Source organism: Stagnihabitans sp. (assembly GCF_964946895.1).
In genome coordinates, this window is the sequence record NZ_CBBQHX010000061.1 from 1 (window position 1) to 15,337 (window position 15,337).

Consider the following 15,337-nt stretch of genomic DNA (forward strand, 5'->3'; position numbering starts at 1 on the left):
GTCGACTTCGTGCTGCCGGGGCAGGGGCAGGGGCTGATGGATGCCGCGCAGATGTGGCACAACAAGAGTGGCCGGGCGTCTTGCGACTATTCCTACCATATGGCGGTGACCTGGTGGGGGCAAAAGGTTTGGGAGGATATGGAATTGTCGGTCAAGGCCGGCATGACCTCCTTCAAGCATTTCATGGCCTACAAGGGCGCGTTGATGGTCAACGATGATGAAATGTATCAATCTTTCAAACGGGTTGGCGATCTGGGTGGCCTTGCCATGGTCCATGCCGAGAATGGCGATGTGGTGGCGGAACTGACCGCGAAGCTGCTGGCCGAGGGGAATGTGGGGCCGGAAGCCCACGCATACTCCCGCCCGCCGCAGGTGGAGGGCGAGGCCACCAACCGCGCCATCATGATCGCTGACATGGCAGGTGTGCCTTTGTATGTCGTGCACACCTCGTGCGAGGACAGCCACGAGGCGATCCGGCGGGCGCGGATGCAGGGCAAGCGGGTCTGGGGCGAGCCGCTGATTCAGCACCTGACGCTGGATGAGAGCGAGTATTTCAATGCCGATTGGGACCATGCGGCGCGGCGCGTGATGTCTCCGCCGTTCCGCGCCAAGGTGCATCAGGACAGCCTTTGGGCGGGGTTGCAATCGGGGTCGCTGTCTTGCGTGGCGACCGACCATTGCGCTTTTACCACGGCACAGAAGCGGTTCGGGGTCGGCAACTTCTCCAAAATTCCCAATGGAACCGGGGGGTTGGAGGATCGGATGCCGATGCTGTGGACGCATGGGGTTGAGACGGGGCGGTTGACGCCGAATGAGTTTGTCGCGGTGACCTCGACCAATATCGCCAAGATCCTGAACTGCTATCCGAAGAAGGGCGCGGTTCTGGTGGGGGCGGATGCGGATCTGGTGGTCTGGGACCCGAGCAAGGAGAAGGTGATTAAGGCCACCACCCAGCAGTCGAAGATCGACTACAACGTGTTCGAGGGCCAGAAGGTCAAAGGCCTGCCGCGCTATACCCTGACCCGGGGGCATGTGGCGATCAACGATGGCAAGGTGGAAACGCGGGAGGGGCATGGGCAGTTCGTCGCCCGCGAGGCCCGGCCAGCGGTCAACCGGGCGCTAAGTGCCTGGAAAGACTTGACGAACCCGCGTCCGGTGGTGCGGACGGGTGTTCCGGCGACGGGGGTGTGATGGAGGAGGAGGAGTGGGCCGGACCGCCAAAGGACACTTCCGGGGGGCCTTGCCCCGGCTGCTCGATCATCGGTTGGATGGTCAGTGTTCTGGCGGCCATGGCGACCTTTTCCGCTATTTTGTGGCTGGGAGGTAAAGGGGCAAATGCCATGGGGGCGACTTTCTTTGCCGTGATCGCGACCGTGCCGCTGCTTGCTCTTCGGGTCTTCCTTGGACAGGGGCGCGGCGTGATTTGGGCGACTTCTGTCGGGGCGGGGGTCGGACTGCTTTATGCCGTGCCGTTACACGGGTTATTCGAGCCGATGACGCTCAGCCCCGACCAATATGGCAACACGGTCGGTCTCGCTTTCGTGGGGGCCGGTGCTGTTGCCGGAGCCGTCTGGTGGGGCGTGGAATGGCTGGGACGGATGTGATGCCGGGTTGCGCAGTCTCAGGCTCTGACGAGGGCCTCCAACTCCGGCAGCAGCACCACGCTTTCCTGTTCATGAGGGTCGGTGCGGGAGATGACCGCGACGGCGTTGCCGGGGCCGGGGTTCAGGGGCAGGTGGGGCATGTCGGCGGGGATGTAGAGGATGTCTCCGGCGGTGACCTCCATCGTGTGTTCGAGGGAGGGGCCCCAGTGCATGATGGTGACGCCTTCCAGCATGTAGATGGCGGTTTCGTGGAGGCTATGTTTATGGGCTTTGGCGCGGCCTCCGGGCGGGATCGTCAGCAGGTGCATGCAGATGGCATCAGACCCAACCGACTCGCGGCTGATGCCTTCGTTGTAGGTAAAGCCTTGTTTTCCGGTGTAAAGTCCGGTGGGGCGGAGTTTGCGGCATTCCTTCATGGGGGGACTCCTTTGGGGCAATGTGGCACGGAAATGGATAAGATTTGATGAAAGATACGATGACCCAAGCCGTGATCGAAGCCAAGGGTGTCAATCTGGTGTTCCAGACGGGCGACGGGCCGGTGCAGGCTTTGAAGGATGTCAACCTGACCGTGGGCAAGGGCGAGTTTGTCAGCTTCATCGGGCCAAGTGGTTGTGGGAAAACGACTTTCCTGCGGGCGATTGCGGCGCTGGAGCATCCGACTTCGGGTTCCTTGACCGTGAATGGCATGACGCCGGATGAGGCGCGGAAAAAGCGGGCTTATGGCTATGTTTTTCAGGCGGCGGGGCTTTATCCGTGGCGGACGATTGCGAAGAACATCTCGCTTCCTCTTGAAATCATGGGGTTTTCCAAGGAGGAGCAGGCCAGCCGCGTGGAGCGGGTGCTGGACCTTGTGGAGCTGAAGGGGTTTGGCAAGAAGTTTCCCTGGCAGCTGTCGGGGGGGATGCAGCAGAGGGCCTCGATTGCCCGGGCGCTGGCCTTTGACGCGGACATTCTGCTGATGGACGAACCCTTCGGCGCGCTGGACGAGATTGTGCGCGACAGGCTGAACGAGGAACTGCTAAAGCTTTGGAATCGCACGGGGAAAACGATCGGGTTTGTCACCCACTCGATCCCCGAGGCGGTGTATTTGTCGACCAAGATCGTGGTGATGAGCCCACGTCCGGGCCGGATTACCGATGTGATCGACAGCCCGCTGCCGCGGGAACGGCCGTTGGATATTCGCGATTCGAAGGCCTTCATCGAGATTGCGCACCGGGTGCGCGAGGGTCTGCGGGCGGGGCATGGCGATGAGTGAAACCGCTGTCGGGTTTGCGTATGGTTCGCGTCGTTTCTTCGTCGTTTTTGCGTACCTACAGCCCGCGCGGGCCGTTTACGAATGGAGAACCACATGAACGCGGTTGTGCTGTTCTATCTGGCGGCCTCGACCGGGGTGTTCATGGTGGCCAACAGCCTGCTCAAGACCTATGCGGCGGGGGGCAGTGTCGGGATGCTGGTGGCGGCGCTGGCGGCGTTTTGTCTGGGCAACTTCCTGATGGTCAAGGTGATGCAGGGCAATGGGCTGGGGCTGGCCTTGGCGCTGAGCCTGGTGTTCCAGTTGGTGGCGGTGACGGTCATTGCGTTTGTGTTCTTTGGCGAAAGGCCGACGGGGTTGCAGGTGGCGGGGGTGGTGTTGGGGATCGTGTCGATTTCCATGATCGCCTGGCCGCAAGGGGGGGCATCGTGAAGGCGGGTCCGGTGCTTGGGGTTTTGGCGGTCATTCTGGCGCTGTGGTACGCGGGCAGCGTTTGGCTGAACGCGGCCTGGACCTATGATCAGGCGACGCGGAACGGGACGGAGGTGACGTTCAGCGGGCTTCTGGCCGATACGATGGTGCAGGAGCGGCCGGTGCTGCCCGCGCCGCATCAGGTGGCGGCAGAGTTGTGGAAGGGGCTGACGGCGTACAATGTGACGTCGAAGAAGAGCCTTGTGTATCATGGTTATGTGACGCTGGTTTCGACCTTCAGTGGCTTTATCCTTGGCACGCTGCTGGGGATTTTGATGGCGGTGGGGATTGTACAAAGCCGGACGCTGGAACTGGGCATGATGCCTTGGGCGGTGATCAGCCAGACGGTGCCGGTGGTGGCGATTGCGCCGATGATTGTGGTCTTGTCGAACTCTCTGGGGTTTGGCGATCATCTGGGGGTGTCGAATGCCTTGGTATCGAAGACCATCATCGCGGCGTATCTGAGCTATTTTCCGGTGCTGGTGGGCATGGTGAAGGGCTTGCGCAGCCCCGATCAGATGCAACTGGATCAGTTGAAGACCTATAATGCGTCTGAGGTGCAGGGCTTCTGGCTGCTGCGGATGCCATCCTCGGTGCCCTATCTGTTCACCAGTTTGAAGGTGGGGATTGCGGCGTCGCTGGTGGGGGCGATTGTGGGCGAGTTGCCGACGGGGGCGATTGAGGGACTTGGGGCCCGGATGCTGATTGGCAGCCAGTTCGGGTCACCCATCATCGTCTGGGCCGCGCTGTTTGCGGCGGCGATCCTGGCGGGGGTGCTGATCCTGCTGGTGCGGGCACTGGAGACGGTGGTGGTGCGGCGGATGGGGGTGCGGGCATGAGCATTCTGGTCGCAATTCTGTTCTGGCTGGCGGCATGGGGGGTGAATTCGGGCCTCGCGCGGTCGCGGTTTGCGCGGCTGAGGGCGGTTCGGATTGCCATTCCGGCGCTGTTTGGCGTGGCGGTTCTGGTGCTGTGGCAGGGGATCGTGGTGGGGCTGGCGGTGCCAGAGGTGATCTTGCCCGCGCCCGTGCGGATTGGTGGGGCGATTGCCGGCAACCTGCCGATCCTGTGGGCGGATTTCGTGCAGACCATTCTGAAGGGCGGGCTTTCGGGCTATGTGCTGGGCGCGGGGGCGGGCGTCGTCGTGGCCATTCTGGTCGACCGGGTGCCGTTCCTGCGGGCGGGGCTTTTGCCGATCGGCAATTTCGTGGCGGCGCTGCCGATCGTGGGAATCGCGCCCATCATGGTGATGTGGTTCGGCTTTGACTGGCAGTCGAAGGCGGCGGTGGTCGTGGTGATGGTGTTCTTTCCGGTCTTGGTCAACATGGTGGCGGGGCTTTCGGCGAGTGAGCGGATGCAGCGCGATCTGATGGCGACCTGGGGGGCGAGCTACTGGCAGACGCTGGTCAAGCTGCGCCTGCCGGCGGCGATGCCGTTTTTGTTCAACGGTTTGAAGATTGCGGCGACGATGGCGTTGATCGGCGCTATTGTTGCTGAAAATTTCGGCTCTCCGACGCTGGGCATGGGATTTCGGATTTCGACGGCGGTGGGGCAGCTTGCCCTTCCGCTGGTCTGGGCCGAAATTGCCGTGGCGGCGGTGGCGGGGTCGGTCTTCTACGGTTTGGTGGCGGCGGCGGAACGGGCCGTCACCTTCTGGCATCCCTCGCAAAGGGGGAGGTAATATCAACATGGAGGTCTGCAAGATGAAGAAACTACTGATCACGGCGGCGGCGTTCGCGCTGGCAGCCGGGGCGGCGTTCGCCAATGAAACGGTGAAGCTGCAGCTGAAATGGGTGACGCAGGCGCAATTCGCCGGCTACTACGTGGCGGCGGCCAAGGGCTATTACAAGGACGAGGGCATTGACGTCACCATCCTTCCCGGCGGCCCCGACATCGCGCCCGAACAGGTGATTGCCGGCGGTGGCGCCGATGTGATCGTGGACTGGATGCCGGCGGCGCTGGCGGCCCGCGAAAAGGGCCTGCCCCTGGTCAACATTGCCCAGCCGTTCAAGCATTCCGGCCTGATGCTGACCTGCCTGAAATCCTCGGGCGTGGCCTCGCCCGCCGATTTCAAGGACAAGACGCTGGGCGTCTGGTTCTATGGCAACGAATATCCCTTCCTGTCGTGGATGAGCAAACTGGGTCTGAAGACCGACGGCTCGGCCGGGGGTGTGACGGTGCTGAAGCAGGGCTTCAACGTCGATCCCTTGCTGCAAAAGCAGGCGGCCTGCATCTCGACCATGACCTACAACGAATATGGTCAGGTGCTGGATGCCGGCATCAAGGCCGACGATCTGGTGACGTTCAAGTATGAAGACATGGGCGTGTCGACGCTGGAAGACGGGCTTTACGTGCTGGAGCCCAGCCTGAAGGACGCCGCCTTTGACGACAAGATGGTCAAGTTCGTCCGCGCCTCGATGAAGGGCTGGAAATATGCCGAAGCCAATCCGGACGAAGCCGCGGGCATCGTGATGGAAGCCGACCAGACCGGGGCGCAGACCGAAGCGCACCAGAAGTTCATGATGGGCGAAGTGGCCAAGCTGACCGCAGGCTCGAACGGGGCCTTGGACGAGGCGGATTATACCCGCACCGTCAAGACGCTGATGGCGGGCGGTTCGGACCCGGTCATCACCAAGGAGCCCACGGGCGCCTGGACGCATGACATCACCGACAAGGCGCTGAAGTAAGCGGCACGGCACTTTGTGACGAGGGGGCGGCCTGCGGGCCGCCCCTTTTGATTGGCGCAAGGGGCGGTTTTTTGCCCATCAGGCAAGTTGGGATTGCGCCGGAGGGCCCCGCCATGGTTTTTGGAACCTCTTCACGTTGCATGAGGGGGCGTGGCGCAGGTGACGGACTTATCCACGGGCGGACCGGTGACGGTGATTGCATTGGTCACGATTGCCGAAGATCAGGCAAGGGCGTTGGCCGAGTATTTCCGCGTCACCGGCCCTTTGCTGCAACGCGCCGGGGCCCGGATCACGAAACGCTTTGTCATCGATGAAATGGTGGTTGGCACCGCTCCGGCGCAGTCGGTGGTGATGGTGGAATATCCCAACCGCGCGGCGGTGGAGATGGTGTTCGGCAGCCCGGAATATCACAGCATCATCCCGGTTCGCGACAAGGCCTTCCTGTCCTATCAGGTCAGCATCGTCAGCGAATAGGCGTGACAAAGATCGCAGGGGGCAGACGATCTCAACCCTTTGCTAACCGGTTCCGGCCATTCTGGCGACAGGCAAGGCAGGGACCCCGATGGCAGAGGCTGGAATCATCCGTCGCAAGATTGCCGCCACCCGCGCGGTGACGGCAGAGGGCGGGCCGGGCGCCGATCGGGGCTGGCGCATGGGGTTGGCGCGGGCGGCGCGGGATCTGATGAAACTGGCGCTGGAGGTGCGGTCCTTGGCCGTGGAACGGCGGTCCTTGGCAGAGCTGGCCGAACTGGTGCCGGACCGTGGGCTGATCGCCATTCTGGATGGCCCGTGTGAGGGGTTGGGCGCCATCATTCTGTCGCAACCGATCCTGTCGGGCTTCATCGAGGCGCAGACGATCGGCCGCATTCGCGCGGCGGACCATGTGCCGCGCAAGCCGACCCGGACCGATGCCGCCATGGTGGTGGCGGTGATTGACGCGGCGCTGTCGGGTCTGGAGCAGGCGCTGGCGGAAGAGGCCGATCTGGTCTGGGCGGGCGGCTTTCGCTATGCCTCGTTCCTGGATGATCCGCGGCCGCTGACCTTGTTGCTGGAGGATGCGCCACTGCGGCTTTTGCGGGCCGAGGTGTCCTTGGCGGGCGGTTTGCGCAGTGGCGAGATCCTGCTGGCCCTGCCGGCCGAGGGGCGGGGCGCCCGTCCGGTGGCGGCGCAGCCGGCGGAAGCGGCGCCCGATCACGGCCCGGTCTTCGCGCAGGCTTTGACCGAGCGGGTCAACAGCGCCACCGCACGGGTCGAGGCGGTGCTGGCGCGGCTGACCATGCCGCTGTCCCATGTGATGGCCCTGGCCGAGGGGATGATCCTGCCGCTGCAGGACGCCGCACTGGACCGCATCAGTCTGGAGGGGCTGGATGGCCGCCATGTCGCCGATGGCAAGCTGGGCCAGAACCGCGGCATGCGGGCGGTGCGCCTGATCGACAAGGCCGCGCAGCCCGCCGGGGGCGCGATGGACGGCGCGATGGGGTTTGCCGGCGGGCGCGCGGTGGCAGAGGTTGCGGGTGACTATCCTGCCATGGATCTGCCGGCGATGGACTTTCCGGCGATGGGGGCGGGGGATTTGTCCAGCTTTCTGGCCACCGGCACGGATTGAGCGCGCAACCCGCCCGGCTGCCTCTGCCCTGTGGCACCTGCCAGGCCCGGTCACGCGCCGCGTTCCGCTCCATGCCGATCGCGCGCGTGGGTCACCACGCCCCTGCCAAGTCGGTCACGCCATGCGGTGCGGCCCATCCTGGACCCCCGCGTGGCTCACGCGCCCCTGCCTTGCCCCTTCATCCAGGTGAAAATATCCCACGGGAGGGTCCGGGAGGGTGTGAAACCCTCCCGGCCTTGAGGCCGCAAGCAGCCGCCGGTTTACCTGGCTGCAGCCGTGATCCGGTCGCGCAGGCCTTCCAGGTTGTAGCCGAACCGCGCCGGAATGCTGATCAGCTCTTCGGTCGGGCGCTCTCCGGCCGAGACCAGCGCCCAAACGCAGGACGACCGGTTGCCCGAGGCGCAATAGGCGAAGACCGGGCCCGTGGCGGCCGCGATCGCGGCTTTCTGGGTGGCCAGCACCTGATCAGAGAAATTGCCGGGGCTGATCGGGTTGATCACGAAGGTCAGGCCAAGCGCCTCGGCGGCGGCTTTGAGGGTGGCGCCGTGCAGCGGGCCCGGGATTTCGGCGTCCGGGCGGTTGTCGATCACGGTGGTGTAGCCGGCAGCTTTCAGGACGGGCAGATCTTCGGGCGTGATCTGGGGCGAGACGGCGTAGGCGGGGGTCAGGGCGCGGATGTCCATAGTGCTCCTCGGGGCGGGCGCGGTGCCGTCAATACGGGCGCGCAGGCGTGGTGCCAGAACCATACCCAAGGCCATGGCGATTAGAAAGACCACTCCGCCGGGCCCGCCGTAGCTGATCGAGGCGAGCGCGGGGCCGGGGCAGAGGCCGGCCAGCGCCCAGCCGGCGCCGAACAGGACGGAGCCGATGACAAGGTTGGGCCCGACCTCGCGCTTGGGTGGCGGCGGCAGGTTGTAGCCAAGGATCGAGACGCCGCGCCGGGCCGCCAGACGCCAGGCCACCGCCATGGGCAGGATGGCGCCGCCCAGTACGAAGGCCAGCGTCGGGTCCCAGTGGCCAAAGACGTCCAGCCAGCCCTGCACCTTCAGCGTGTTGGTCATGCCTGACAGAACGAGCCCCGCCCCAAACACGCCGCCGCAGATCAGACCGGTCAGCAGCCGCAGCATCAGATCACCCCCAGAACGTGGCGCAGCACGGCCATCACCAGACCGCCCGCCAGCAGGTAGAACACCGTGGCCACGATGGAGCGCAGCGACAGCCGCGACATGCCGCAGACGCCGTGGCCCGAGGTGCAGCCGTTGGCGAGCCTTGTGCCAAGCCCGACCAGCAGCCCTGCGGCGATGATCACCAGCCAGTTGCCGGTCAGGTTGGTCTGCACCGCCACGGCATGGCTGAGGCCCCAGGGCACCAGCACCAGGCCTGCCACGAAGGCGGCGCGGTCGGTCCAGGTGGCCCAGCCGGTGCTGTCGACCAGCTCGCCGAAGATGCCGGAGATGCCCATGATCTTGCCGTTGACCAAGAGATAGCCGGAGGCAGCGAGGCCGATGAGCAGGCCTCCGGCCAGGCCCCATATCCAGTCTGGGTTCATGTAATCCTCGTTACAGCAGGTTGATCGGCAGTTTCAGGTAAGAGACGCCGTTGTCTTCGGGTTCCGGCTTTTGCCCCGCCCGCATGTTGATCTGCAAGGAGGGCAGGATCAGTTTCGGCATTGACAGCGTGGCGTCGCGCGCCTCGCGCAGGGCGACGAAATCGGCCTTGGGCTTGCCGCCGCCGATGTGTTTGTTGAGCGCCTTTTGCGCGCCCACCGTGGTCTCCCAGGCGTAGGCGTCGCGGCCGGGGGCCTTGTAGTCGTGGCAGACGAAGATCCGGGTGTCCTCGGGCAGGGCCAGGATGCGCTGGATGCTGTCGTACATCATGGCCGCCGAGCCGCCGGGAAAGTCGCAGCGGGCGGTGCCATAGTCGGGCATGAACAGGGTATCCCCCACGAAGGCGGCGTCGCCGATCACGAAGGTCATGCAGGCCGGGGTGTGGCCGGGCGTGTGCAGCGCATCGCAGCGCATCTGGCCGATCATCACCGAATCACCGTCGGTCAGCAGCCGGTCGAACTGTGATCCGTCGCGGCGGAACCTTGTCCCCTCGTTGAACACCTTGCCGAAGGTGTTCTGCACCACAGTGATGCGGTCGCCGATGACCAGCTTGCCGCCAAGCGCCTGCTGGAGATAGGGCGCCGCAGAGAGGTGGTCGGCGTGAACGTGGGTTTCCAAAATCCACTCAAGCCGGAAACCCTGTTCCTTGATGAAGGCAATCACGGCATCGGCCGACCTTGTGTCGGTGCGGCCCGAGGGTTGGTCGAAATCCAGAACCGAGTCGATGACGGCGCAGGCCGCCCCGTCTGGCTCTGCCACGACATAGGTGATGGTGTTGGTCGCTTCGTCGAAAAAGGCATGAACGCGAGGGTGCATGACAGACCTCTGATCCTTTGGGCGCGGTGGCCCATCATAGCTTTGATGGGGGCTGTCCGTAAGCCTTTGCAGAATTGATGTGAATCAAAGCAGGCCTTGGGGGGGCGGGTTAGGATCAGCCCAATCAAGGAGTGTGCCATGAAATCCGTAGCAGTGCGTCAGGCGGAACTGGAAGCGCGGCAGGCCGAGCTTCAGGGGCGGATCGGCCACATCAAGACCGAACTCGATTCCCATCAGGATCGGGATTGGGAAGAGCTGGCGACCCAGCGCGAGGGCGATGAGGTGCTGGAGGGCATGGGCAACGACGCGCAGGCCGAATTGCGCGCCATCGCGGCAGCGTTGAACCGGGTGGAAGCCGGCGACTACGGATCGTGCCAGCGCTGCGGCAACCAGATCAGCGAGGCGCGGCTGGACGTGCTTCCCTATACCCCATTTTGCAAGGAGTGTGCCGCATGACCGTGGCAAAAGACCCCATGACCTTCGCCGCTGACGTGATGGGCGGCTGGACTGACGCCGTCGTATCGGCCGAAACCTCGGCCCTGGCGGTGCTGAAGGCAGAGATGGAAGGGCTTTCGGTGCTGTTTGGCGGCGAATCTGCGCCAAGACGCGAAGCCCGGTTGCACGCCCTCGACGCGGCCGAGGAGGCCAGCTTTGACAACATGCCGGTCTGAGGCCGCAAGGCCTTGGTTGCCCCATGGACAAGATGCGGGCTTTGGTCCTTGAATGGGCCAAGGATAACCGGGGGGAAACGGTGCAGATATCTGGGCAGGCGGCGGGACAGGTCAGCTTCGGGGCTGTGCGACTGGACAGGTTCGGCTCGGCGGTGGTGCTGGTGCTGGCCCATCCGCCCGTCAATACCCTGACAGGGGCGGTGCTGCAGGGCTTGCAGCAGGCATTGGATGCGGTGGCGGCGGATGCTTCGGTCAGTGCGGTGATCCTGCGCGGCGAGGGGCGGGGATTTTCCGCGGGCGCCGATCTGCGCGCGGCGGGGCAGGGCGCCCGGCGGGCAGAGCTTGCGGCGCTGTGTCGCAGGATCGAGACCTTTGCGCGCCCGGTGATTGCGGCGCTGCATGGCAGCGTTCTGGGGGCGGGCTGCGAACTGGCGCTGGCCGCGCAGTACCGCATTGCCAGCGCCTCGGCCGTGCTGGGCCTGCCCGAGGTCGGCCTGGGCCTGTTGCCGGGGGCGGGCACCACGCAGCGCCTGCCGCGTCTGGTCGGCGCTGAACCGGCGTTGCGGCTGTTGCTGACCGGTCTGCCGATCCGCGCGGCAGAGGCTTTGTCGATCGGGCTGATCGACCGCGTGGTGACCGAAAATCTGGGCGAGGCCGCGCTGGCCATGGCGCTGGAGGCTTTGCCGACGCGCCCGACAGCGGTGCTGATGACCGGCCTGCGCGACATGGCGGGCTTTCAGGCCGCGGTGGCGGCGGCGCGGCTGGCGGACCGTGGCAATCCCTTGCCCGCACCGGCCCGCATCATCGACTGCGTCGAGGCGGCGGCGCTGTTGCCCTTCGATCTGGGCCTGACCGTAGAGGCCACCGCCTTTGACGATCTGGCCGCCAGCCCGCAATCGCAGGGCCTGCTGCACGCCTTTCAGGCTGAACGCCGCGCCCTTCAGATGCCAGTTGAGGTCGCTGGCCAGACCCTGCCGGGTCTGGAGGCGGTGGGGATCTGGGGCGCTGGCGATCTGGCGTTCGATCTGGCCTCGCAAGGCTTGGCGCGCGGCCTGAGGGTGACGCTGTGTGACCCTGACCGGACCCGGCTGGCCGATGTGCTGGGCCGGATCGCCGCAGCCCAGGAACAGGCGGTGGCGGCGGGTGTCTTGAGCGAGGATGACCGCGATGCCGATTGGGCGCGGCTGTCGTCGGGTCTGACGGCGGACCCTCTGGCCGGGGTCGATCTGATCCTGACGGCGCCGGGGGCGGCTCCGCTCGACCCTTTGCCGGGTGCGGTGCCGCAGGCGGTGATGGGCGCGGTGCCTGCCGGGGCCGGGCTGACCGTGCCCGAAGTGGCGGGCGGGCTGGCCGAACTTGCCATCGGGCCGCGGGCCACGGCCGAGCAGATCCTGTGCCTGACGGCTCTGGCGCGGCGCCTGGGCTGGCGCGTTGTTCCGGTGGGCCCGGGCGGGCCGGTGGAACTGGGCCTGCGCCTGGCGCTGGAGGCGGCCGAACACCACCTTCTGGGCCAGGGCCACAGCCCCGAGGCCCTGGCCCAGGCCCTGAACGCCTATGGCTTCGGCCCGTCCCGCCACATGCTGCCGCCGATGCCGCGCGGCGGTTCTGCGCTGGTGCAGACCTGCCTGGCCGCCTTGGCTGCCGAGGGCGCCCGCATGCTGACCGATGGCCGCGCCCGACGCCCCGGCGATATCGACGCGGTGGCGCTGCTCTCGGGCCTGATGCCGCGCTGGCAGGGGGGGCCGATGTATCAGGCCGACCGCCGCGGCCTGCTGGTCCTGCGCGCCGATCTGCGCAAACTGGAGCCCGAGGTTTTCAGCGTGGCGCAGGTGCTGGACGACCTGATCTCGGAAGGCCAGAAATTCGCCGATCTGGATGCGGGCTGACCCGGTTCTTGCCTCTTCGCCTTCGCCAAATATCCCCGGGAGGTCCGGAGGGCAGGCAGCCCTCCGGCGCCGGGCAGGGGCGCCTCAGCGCAGGACCAGTCCGATCACCACCGCCATCAGCCCCAGAACCGCCACGCCCATCGCGGCAAGGTTCCAGACCACGACCTTGTGCATCACCGCCCGCGCCTCGGCCTCGGGCAGGCGCTTGGCCTTCAGGGAGTGCCGGGCGCAGCCCATCAGACCCGCGATGCCCAGCATCACCACAACCGCCCCGCCCCAGATCAACACTGCCATCGCGACCTCCGCTTTTCCTGCCGCCTAGCCGCTTCGGCGCGATCTGTCCAGCCTTGCACCTCGCCTGCGCCTCGGGGTAGGGAAGATGCCAGAACCCTTCAGCGAGGCCTTCCGATGTCCAGCCCCAACGACGCCTACTCCGTCACCGCCGACGAACTGCGCCAGTTCATCGAGCGTCTTGAACAGCTGGAAGCCGAAAAGAAGGATCTGGCCGAGCAGTTGAAAGAGGTCATGGCCGAGGCCAAGGGCCGCGGCTATGACACCAAGGTCCTGCGCAAGGTTCTGGCGATGCGCAAGCGCAAGCCCGATGAGCTGGCCGAGGAAGAGGCCGTGCTGGAAGTCTACAAGGCCGCCCTTGGCATGAGCTGAGGCGCGCCGGCGCCTGATTTTTCGCAGAAAAATCGTGAAGATACCTTTCTTCTGCGAAACGTCCTGCCCCTCTGCTGGCCGGCATCCGTCAACGATTTTTCGTCGAAAAATCGAGGCTCAGGGTGCGATGAAGCGCACGCCGCGGGTGGCTGAAATCTTGGCGACATCCTGTTCATAGGCCTCGGTCAGGCGCTGGACCGTGGCTTCGGTCCAGCCCGGCAGTTCGACATCGACGTTGATCTTTTCCGGCAGGGCGAATTTGTCCAGGAAGGCCGAGACGATGCGGCGGCGCATCTCGACCGAGGTCACCGGGTGGCTGTCGATATAGGCCTGCAGGCGCTTCATCCCCTCGGCCGGCATCAGCGAGGTCAGCAGGTCGTCCTCGTCTTCCAGCACGGTGCCGGGGGCGAAACCGCCGACGGCCTGCAGGACTTCGGGCCAGATCAGCGGCGTGTCCTCGTCGCACCAGACGGTCAGGGGCGCATTGGGGTTTTGCGCCAGAATGGCGCTGACCACCTGGGACCAGCGCAAGGCAAAGATATCGACCCCGCGCATGAAGTCTTCATAGACCGGTTTGCCGCCCTTCATCGTCTGCTGTTTGGCAAAGACGGCGGGCAGGAAGGTGGCGGGGTTGCGCAGTGCCAGATGAAATTCGGCCTGCATCTGCGGAAAGACCTGCGCGAAAGCCCGGGTGCGGTCGCCCGCAGCCGGATAAAGCCCGCCGTCGATTGCCCAAGGCAGGAAGGACAGGAAACTGTCCCACGACAGGATCAGACGTTCGGCCTTGTCCTCTTCGACGATCTGTTCCAGCACCAGCGCCTGGGTGTCGGCCGAGGCCGCCTGACCCTTCAGCGCGATCGCCGTGTCGCGCATCAGGTTGCGGTACCGTGTCGGCCCCGGCACCGCGATGCCTTGGGCGGCCAAGATTCCACGGTTCTTCAAAAGGCAGCGCAGCAGGCGTTCGTCGTCGGTACAATGGGCGCCAAGGTGGTAAACGATCCGCATCTATGCTCCTGCCAGGCTTTGCTCGCTTGCGACGGAATATACGGGGTTTTCCAGACAGCGAAACAGCTTTCCGTTCCGCGCCGCCGAAGGCCGCGTCACGCCGCGCCTGAGGCTTGCAACCGAGCCCGATCACCGCTATGTCACCGCCACGCCTCTATAGCTCAGATGGTAGAGCACCTGATTTGTAATCAGGGGGTCGCGGGTTCGATCCCTGCTGGGGGCACCAAGTTTATCAAGGGGTTACGCCTTGTTTACGCTGTCCGGTGCGGGTGGCTTTTCGGATGGGGTAGTGGCTGGGTCGCGCAAAGTGGCCCGCTGCACCCCGTTCCTTTCCAAGAAGTGAAAGCGAATTTTGGTGCCAAGGCCGGGTGGTTTTGGTTTTGCAGCCAAAAATATTCTCTTTGTCAGTGGGAGCTGGGCTGACATTTTTCGGTGATCTTTTGGCCATAGGCGAGCCGTTCAAGCGGCGGCAGTGCAGGCCAGCCCTGAGTGCCTTCTTGGCAGCGCTGGGCGTCACCCGGCAAATCGGCCTTGGTCCAGCGGGCGGGCTTGGCCTAGGGCGGTCAGGGCTTCCAGCAGGGGTTGGATGCTGCGGGGGGTGGCTTTGGTGAAGCGGTGGGCGATTTGGGTGGGGGTAGCCTCGCCCAAGTCGCGGAGCGCCATGTGGACGGCGGTGATTTGTTCGTGCAGGGATTTGGGCCATGGGGCTTTGGGGGTGCTGTCGGCCACCCCGACGTCAAGTTCGGTTTGGGTGGCTAGGGCCACGGCGGTCTGGCCTGCGGGGTTTTGGTAGGCGGGGCGGAGCCAGCGGATTTGGCCGCGCGCCTCTTCCGCCGCCCGCTCGCGGTTGAGCGCCACGAGACGGTGCAGGATGTCATCGTCGGACAGGTCCAGCGGCCAGCCATAGGCCTGCGCCACGGCGGCGTCGATGCGGTCGTGGAGGGTGCGCAGGATGCCGATCAGGCCTTGGTCATAGGTTTCGCGGTCGCGGCCCTCGATCCGGTCACCCGCGCGGAGTTTTTCCAGCACGTTGTACATGGCGGTCAGGGTCAGCTTGGGGTGGGCGGCT

Annotated in this window: 19 protein-coding genes, 1 tRNA gene and 1 pseudogene; 14 read left to right on the forward strand and 7 right to left on the reverse strand. The window is 65.2% G+C overall.

Features of this window, described 5'->3' with window-relative positions:
- Both hydA and AC1Y2B_RS21965 read left to right on the forward strand, forming a co-directional pair.
- The coding region (gene hydA, locus AC1Y2B_RS21960) for a dihydropyrimidinase (RefSeq protein ID WP_482255270.1) at positions 1-1,191 on the forward strand (1,191 nt) is incomplete at its 5' end.
- Between the two features lie 149 nt (positions 1,192-1,340).
- Positions 1,341-1,604: a hypothetical protein gene (locus AC1Y2B_RS21965; protein ID WP_482255271.1), complete on the forward strand. Its 264-nt coding sequence runs from the start codon at positions 1,341-1,343 to the stop codon at positions 1,602-1,604.
- A 17-nt stretch (positions 1,605-1,621) separates the two neighbouring features.
- Here AC1Y2B_RS21965 and AC1Y2B_RS21970 read toward each other — a convergent pair whose 3' ends face one another.
- The gene (locus AC1Y2B_RS21970) at positions 1,622-2,020 is read right to left on the reverse strand and encodes a cupin domain-containing protein (protein ID WP_482255272.1); all 399 of its coding nucleotides are present in this window, start codon (positions 2,018-2,020) and stop codon (positions 1,622-1,624) included.
- A gap of 47 nt (positions 2,021-2,067) precedes the next feature.
- Here AC1Y2B_RS21970 and AC1Y2B_RS21975 point away from each other — a divergent pair, with 47 nt between their 5' ends.
- The 7 genes from AC1Y2B_RS21975 (at position 2,068) to AC1Y2B_RS22005 (ending at position 7,620) form a co-directional block, all read left to right on the forward strand.
- Positions 2,068-2,859 (forward strand): ABC transporter ATP-binding protein, encoded by a 792-nt coding sequence (locus tag AC1Y2B_RS21975; RefSeq protein WP_482255273.1) that lies wholly within the window; start codon positions 2,068-2,070, stop codon positions 2,857-2,859.
- A gap of 93 nt (positions 2,860-2,952) precedes the next feature.
- The gene (locus tag AC1Y2B_RS21980; protein ID WP_482255274.1) at positions 2,953-3,288 is read left to right on the forward strand and encodes a hypothetical protein; all 336 of its coding nucleotides are present in this window, start codon (positions 2,953-2,955) and stop codon (positions 3,286-3,288) included.
- Positions 3,285-4,166 carry an ABC transporter permease gene (locus AC1Y2B_RS21985; RefSeq protein WP_482255275.1) on the forward strand — a complete coding sequence of 294 codons (882 nt, stop codon included), beginning with the start codon at positions 3,285-3,287 and terminating at the stop codon, positions 4,164-4,166. The genes AC1Y2B_RS21980 and AC1Y2B_RS21985 overlap by 4 nt, the downstream gene beginning before the upstream one ends.
- Positions 4,163-5,008: an ABC transporter permease gene (locus AC1Y2B_RS21990; protein ID WP_482255276.1), complete on the forward strand. Its 846-nt coding sequence runs from the start codon at positions 4,163-4,165 to the stop codon at positions 5,006-5,008. Before AC1Y2B_RS21985 ends, AC1Y2B_RS21990 begins: the two co-directional genes overlap by 4 nt.
- Before the next feature lie 22 nt (positions 5,009-5,030).
- A complete protein-coding gene (locus AC1Y2B_RS21995) occupies positions 5,031-6,014 on the forward strand; it encodes an ABC transporter substrate-binding protein (protein ID WP_482255277.1) in 984 nt (327 codons plus the stop codon).
- A 159-nt stretch (positions 6,015-6,173) separates the two neighbouring features.
- Positions 6,174-6,488: a DUF1330 domain-containing protein gene (locus AC1Y2B_RS22000; protein WP_482255278.1), complete on the forward strand. Its 315-nt coding sequence runs from the start codon at positions 6,174-6,176 to the stop codon at positions 6,486-6,488.
- 88 nt (positions 6,489-6,576) lie between these two features.
- Positions 6,577-7,620, forward strand: coding sequence for a FliM/FliN family flagellar motor switch protein (locus AC1Y2B_RS22005; RefSeq protein WP_482255279.1), 1,044 nt, complete (start codon positions 6,577-6,579; stop codon positions 7,618-7,620).
- 260 nt (positions 7,621-7,880) lie between these two features.
- Here the strand turns inward: AC1Y2B_RS22005 and AC1Y2B_RS22010 are convergent, their stop codons facing one another.
- The 3 genes from AC1Y2B_RS22010 to AC1Y2B_RS22020 are packed head-to-tail and all read right to left on the reverse strand — an operon-like array spanning position 7,881 to position 10,043.
- Complete coding sequence (locus AC1Y2B_RS22010; protein ID WP_482255280.1) at positions 7,881-8,747, reverse strand: DUF6691 family protein; 867 nt, start codon at positions 8,745-8,747, stop codon at positions 7,881-7,883.
- Positions 8,747-9,169 carry a YeeE/YedE family protein gene (locus AC1Y2B_RS22015; RefSeq protein ID WP_482255281.1) on the reverse strand — a complete coding sequence of 141 codons (423 nt, stop codon included), beginning with the start codon at positions 9,167-9,169 and terminating at the stop codon, positions 8,747-8,749. The genes AC1Y2B_RS22010 and AC1Y2B_RS22015 overlap by 1 nt, the downstream gene beginning before the upstream one ends.
- 10 nt (positions 9,170-9,179) lie before the next feature.
- Positions 9,180-10,043, reverse strand: coding sequence for an MBL fold metallo-hydrolase (locus AC1Y2B_RS22020; protein WP_482255282.1), 864 nt, complete (start codon positions 10,041-10,043; stop codon positions 9,180-9,182).
- Positions 10,044-10,181: 138 nt separating this feature from the next.
- On the opposite strand from AC1Y2B_RS22020, the gene AC1Y2B_RS22025 reads away from it, so the two are divergent.
- Genes AC1Y2B_RS22025 through AC1Y2B_RS22035 form a run of 3 tightly spaced genes read left to right on the forward strand, consistent with a single transcriptional unit; the run spans position 10,182 to position 12,600 of the window.
- Positions 10,182-10,499 carry a TraR/DksA family transcriptional regulator gene (locus tag AC1Y2B_RS22025; RefSeq protein WP_482255283.1) on the forward strand — a complete coding sequence of 106 codons (318 nt, stop codon included), beginning with the start codon at positions 10,182-10,184 and terminating at the stop codon, positions 10,497-10,499.
- Positions 10,496-10,714 carry a hypothetical protein gene (locus AC1Y2B_RS22030; protein ID WP_482255284.1) on the forward strand — a complete coding sequence of 73 codons (219 nt, stop codon included), beginning with the start codon at positions 10,496-10,498 and terminating at the stop codon, positions 10,712-10,714. The genes AC1Y2B_RS22025 and AC1Y2B_RS22030 overlap by 4 nt, the downstream gene beginning before the upstream one ends.
- A 23-nt stretch (positions 10,715-10,737) precedes the next feature.
- Positions 10,738-12,600: an enoyl-CoA hydratase/isomerase family protein gene (locus AC1Y2B_RS22035; protein ID WP_482255285.1), complete on the forward strand. Its 1,863-nt coding sequence runs from the start codon at positions 10,738-10,740 to the stop codon at positions 12,598-12,600.
- An 84-nt stretch (positions 12,601-12,684) separates the two neighbouring features.
- Here AC1Y2B_RS22035 and AC1Y2B_RS22040 read toward each other — a convergent pair whose 3' ends face one another.
- Complete coding sequence (locus AC1Y2B_RS22040) at positions 12,685-12,894, reverse strand: hypothetical protein (RefSeq protein ID WP_482255286.1); 210 nt, start codon at positions 12,892-12,894, stop codon at positions 12,685-12,687.
- A 114-nt stretch (positions 12,895-13,008) separates the two neighbouring features.
- Between AC1Y2B_RS22040 and AC1Y2B_RS22045 the strand changes: the two genes are divergently transcribed.
- Positions 13,009-13,263, forward strand: a complete 255-nt coding sequence (locus AC1Y2B_RS22045; RefSeq protein ID WP_482255287.1) for a DUF2312 domain-containing protein — start codon at positions 13,009-13,011, stop codon at positions 13,261-13,263.
- Positions 13,264-13,380: 117 nt separating this feature from the next.
- On the opposite strand, the gene AC1Y2B_RS22050 is transcribed toward AC1Y2B_RS22045, so the two are convergent.
- Positions 13,381-14,268, reverse strand: coding sequence for a hypothetical protein (locus AC1Y2B_RS22050; RefSeq protein WP_482255288.1), 888 nt, complete (start codon positions 14,266-14,268; stop codon positions 13,381-13,383).
- 150 nt (positions 14,269-14,418) lie between these two features.
- On the opposite strand from AC1Y2B_RS22050, the gene AC1Y2B_RS22055 reads away from it, so the two are divergent.
- Positions 14,419-14,494: transfer RNA gene (locus AC1Y2B_RS22055), tRNA-Thr, on the forward strand.
- 287 nt (positions 14,495-14,781) lie between these two features.
- On the opposite strand, the pseudogene AC1Y2B_RS22060 reads toward AC1Y2B_RS22055, so the two are convergent.
- Positions 14,782-15,337: pseudogene (locus tag AC1Y2B_RS22060) on the reverse strand (class I SAM-dependent DNA methyltransferase); the annotation flags it as partial.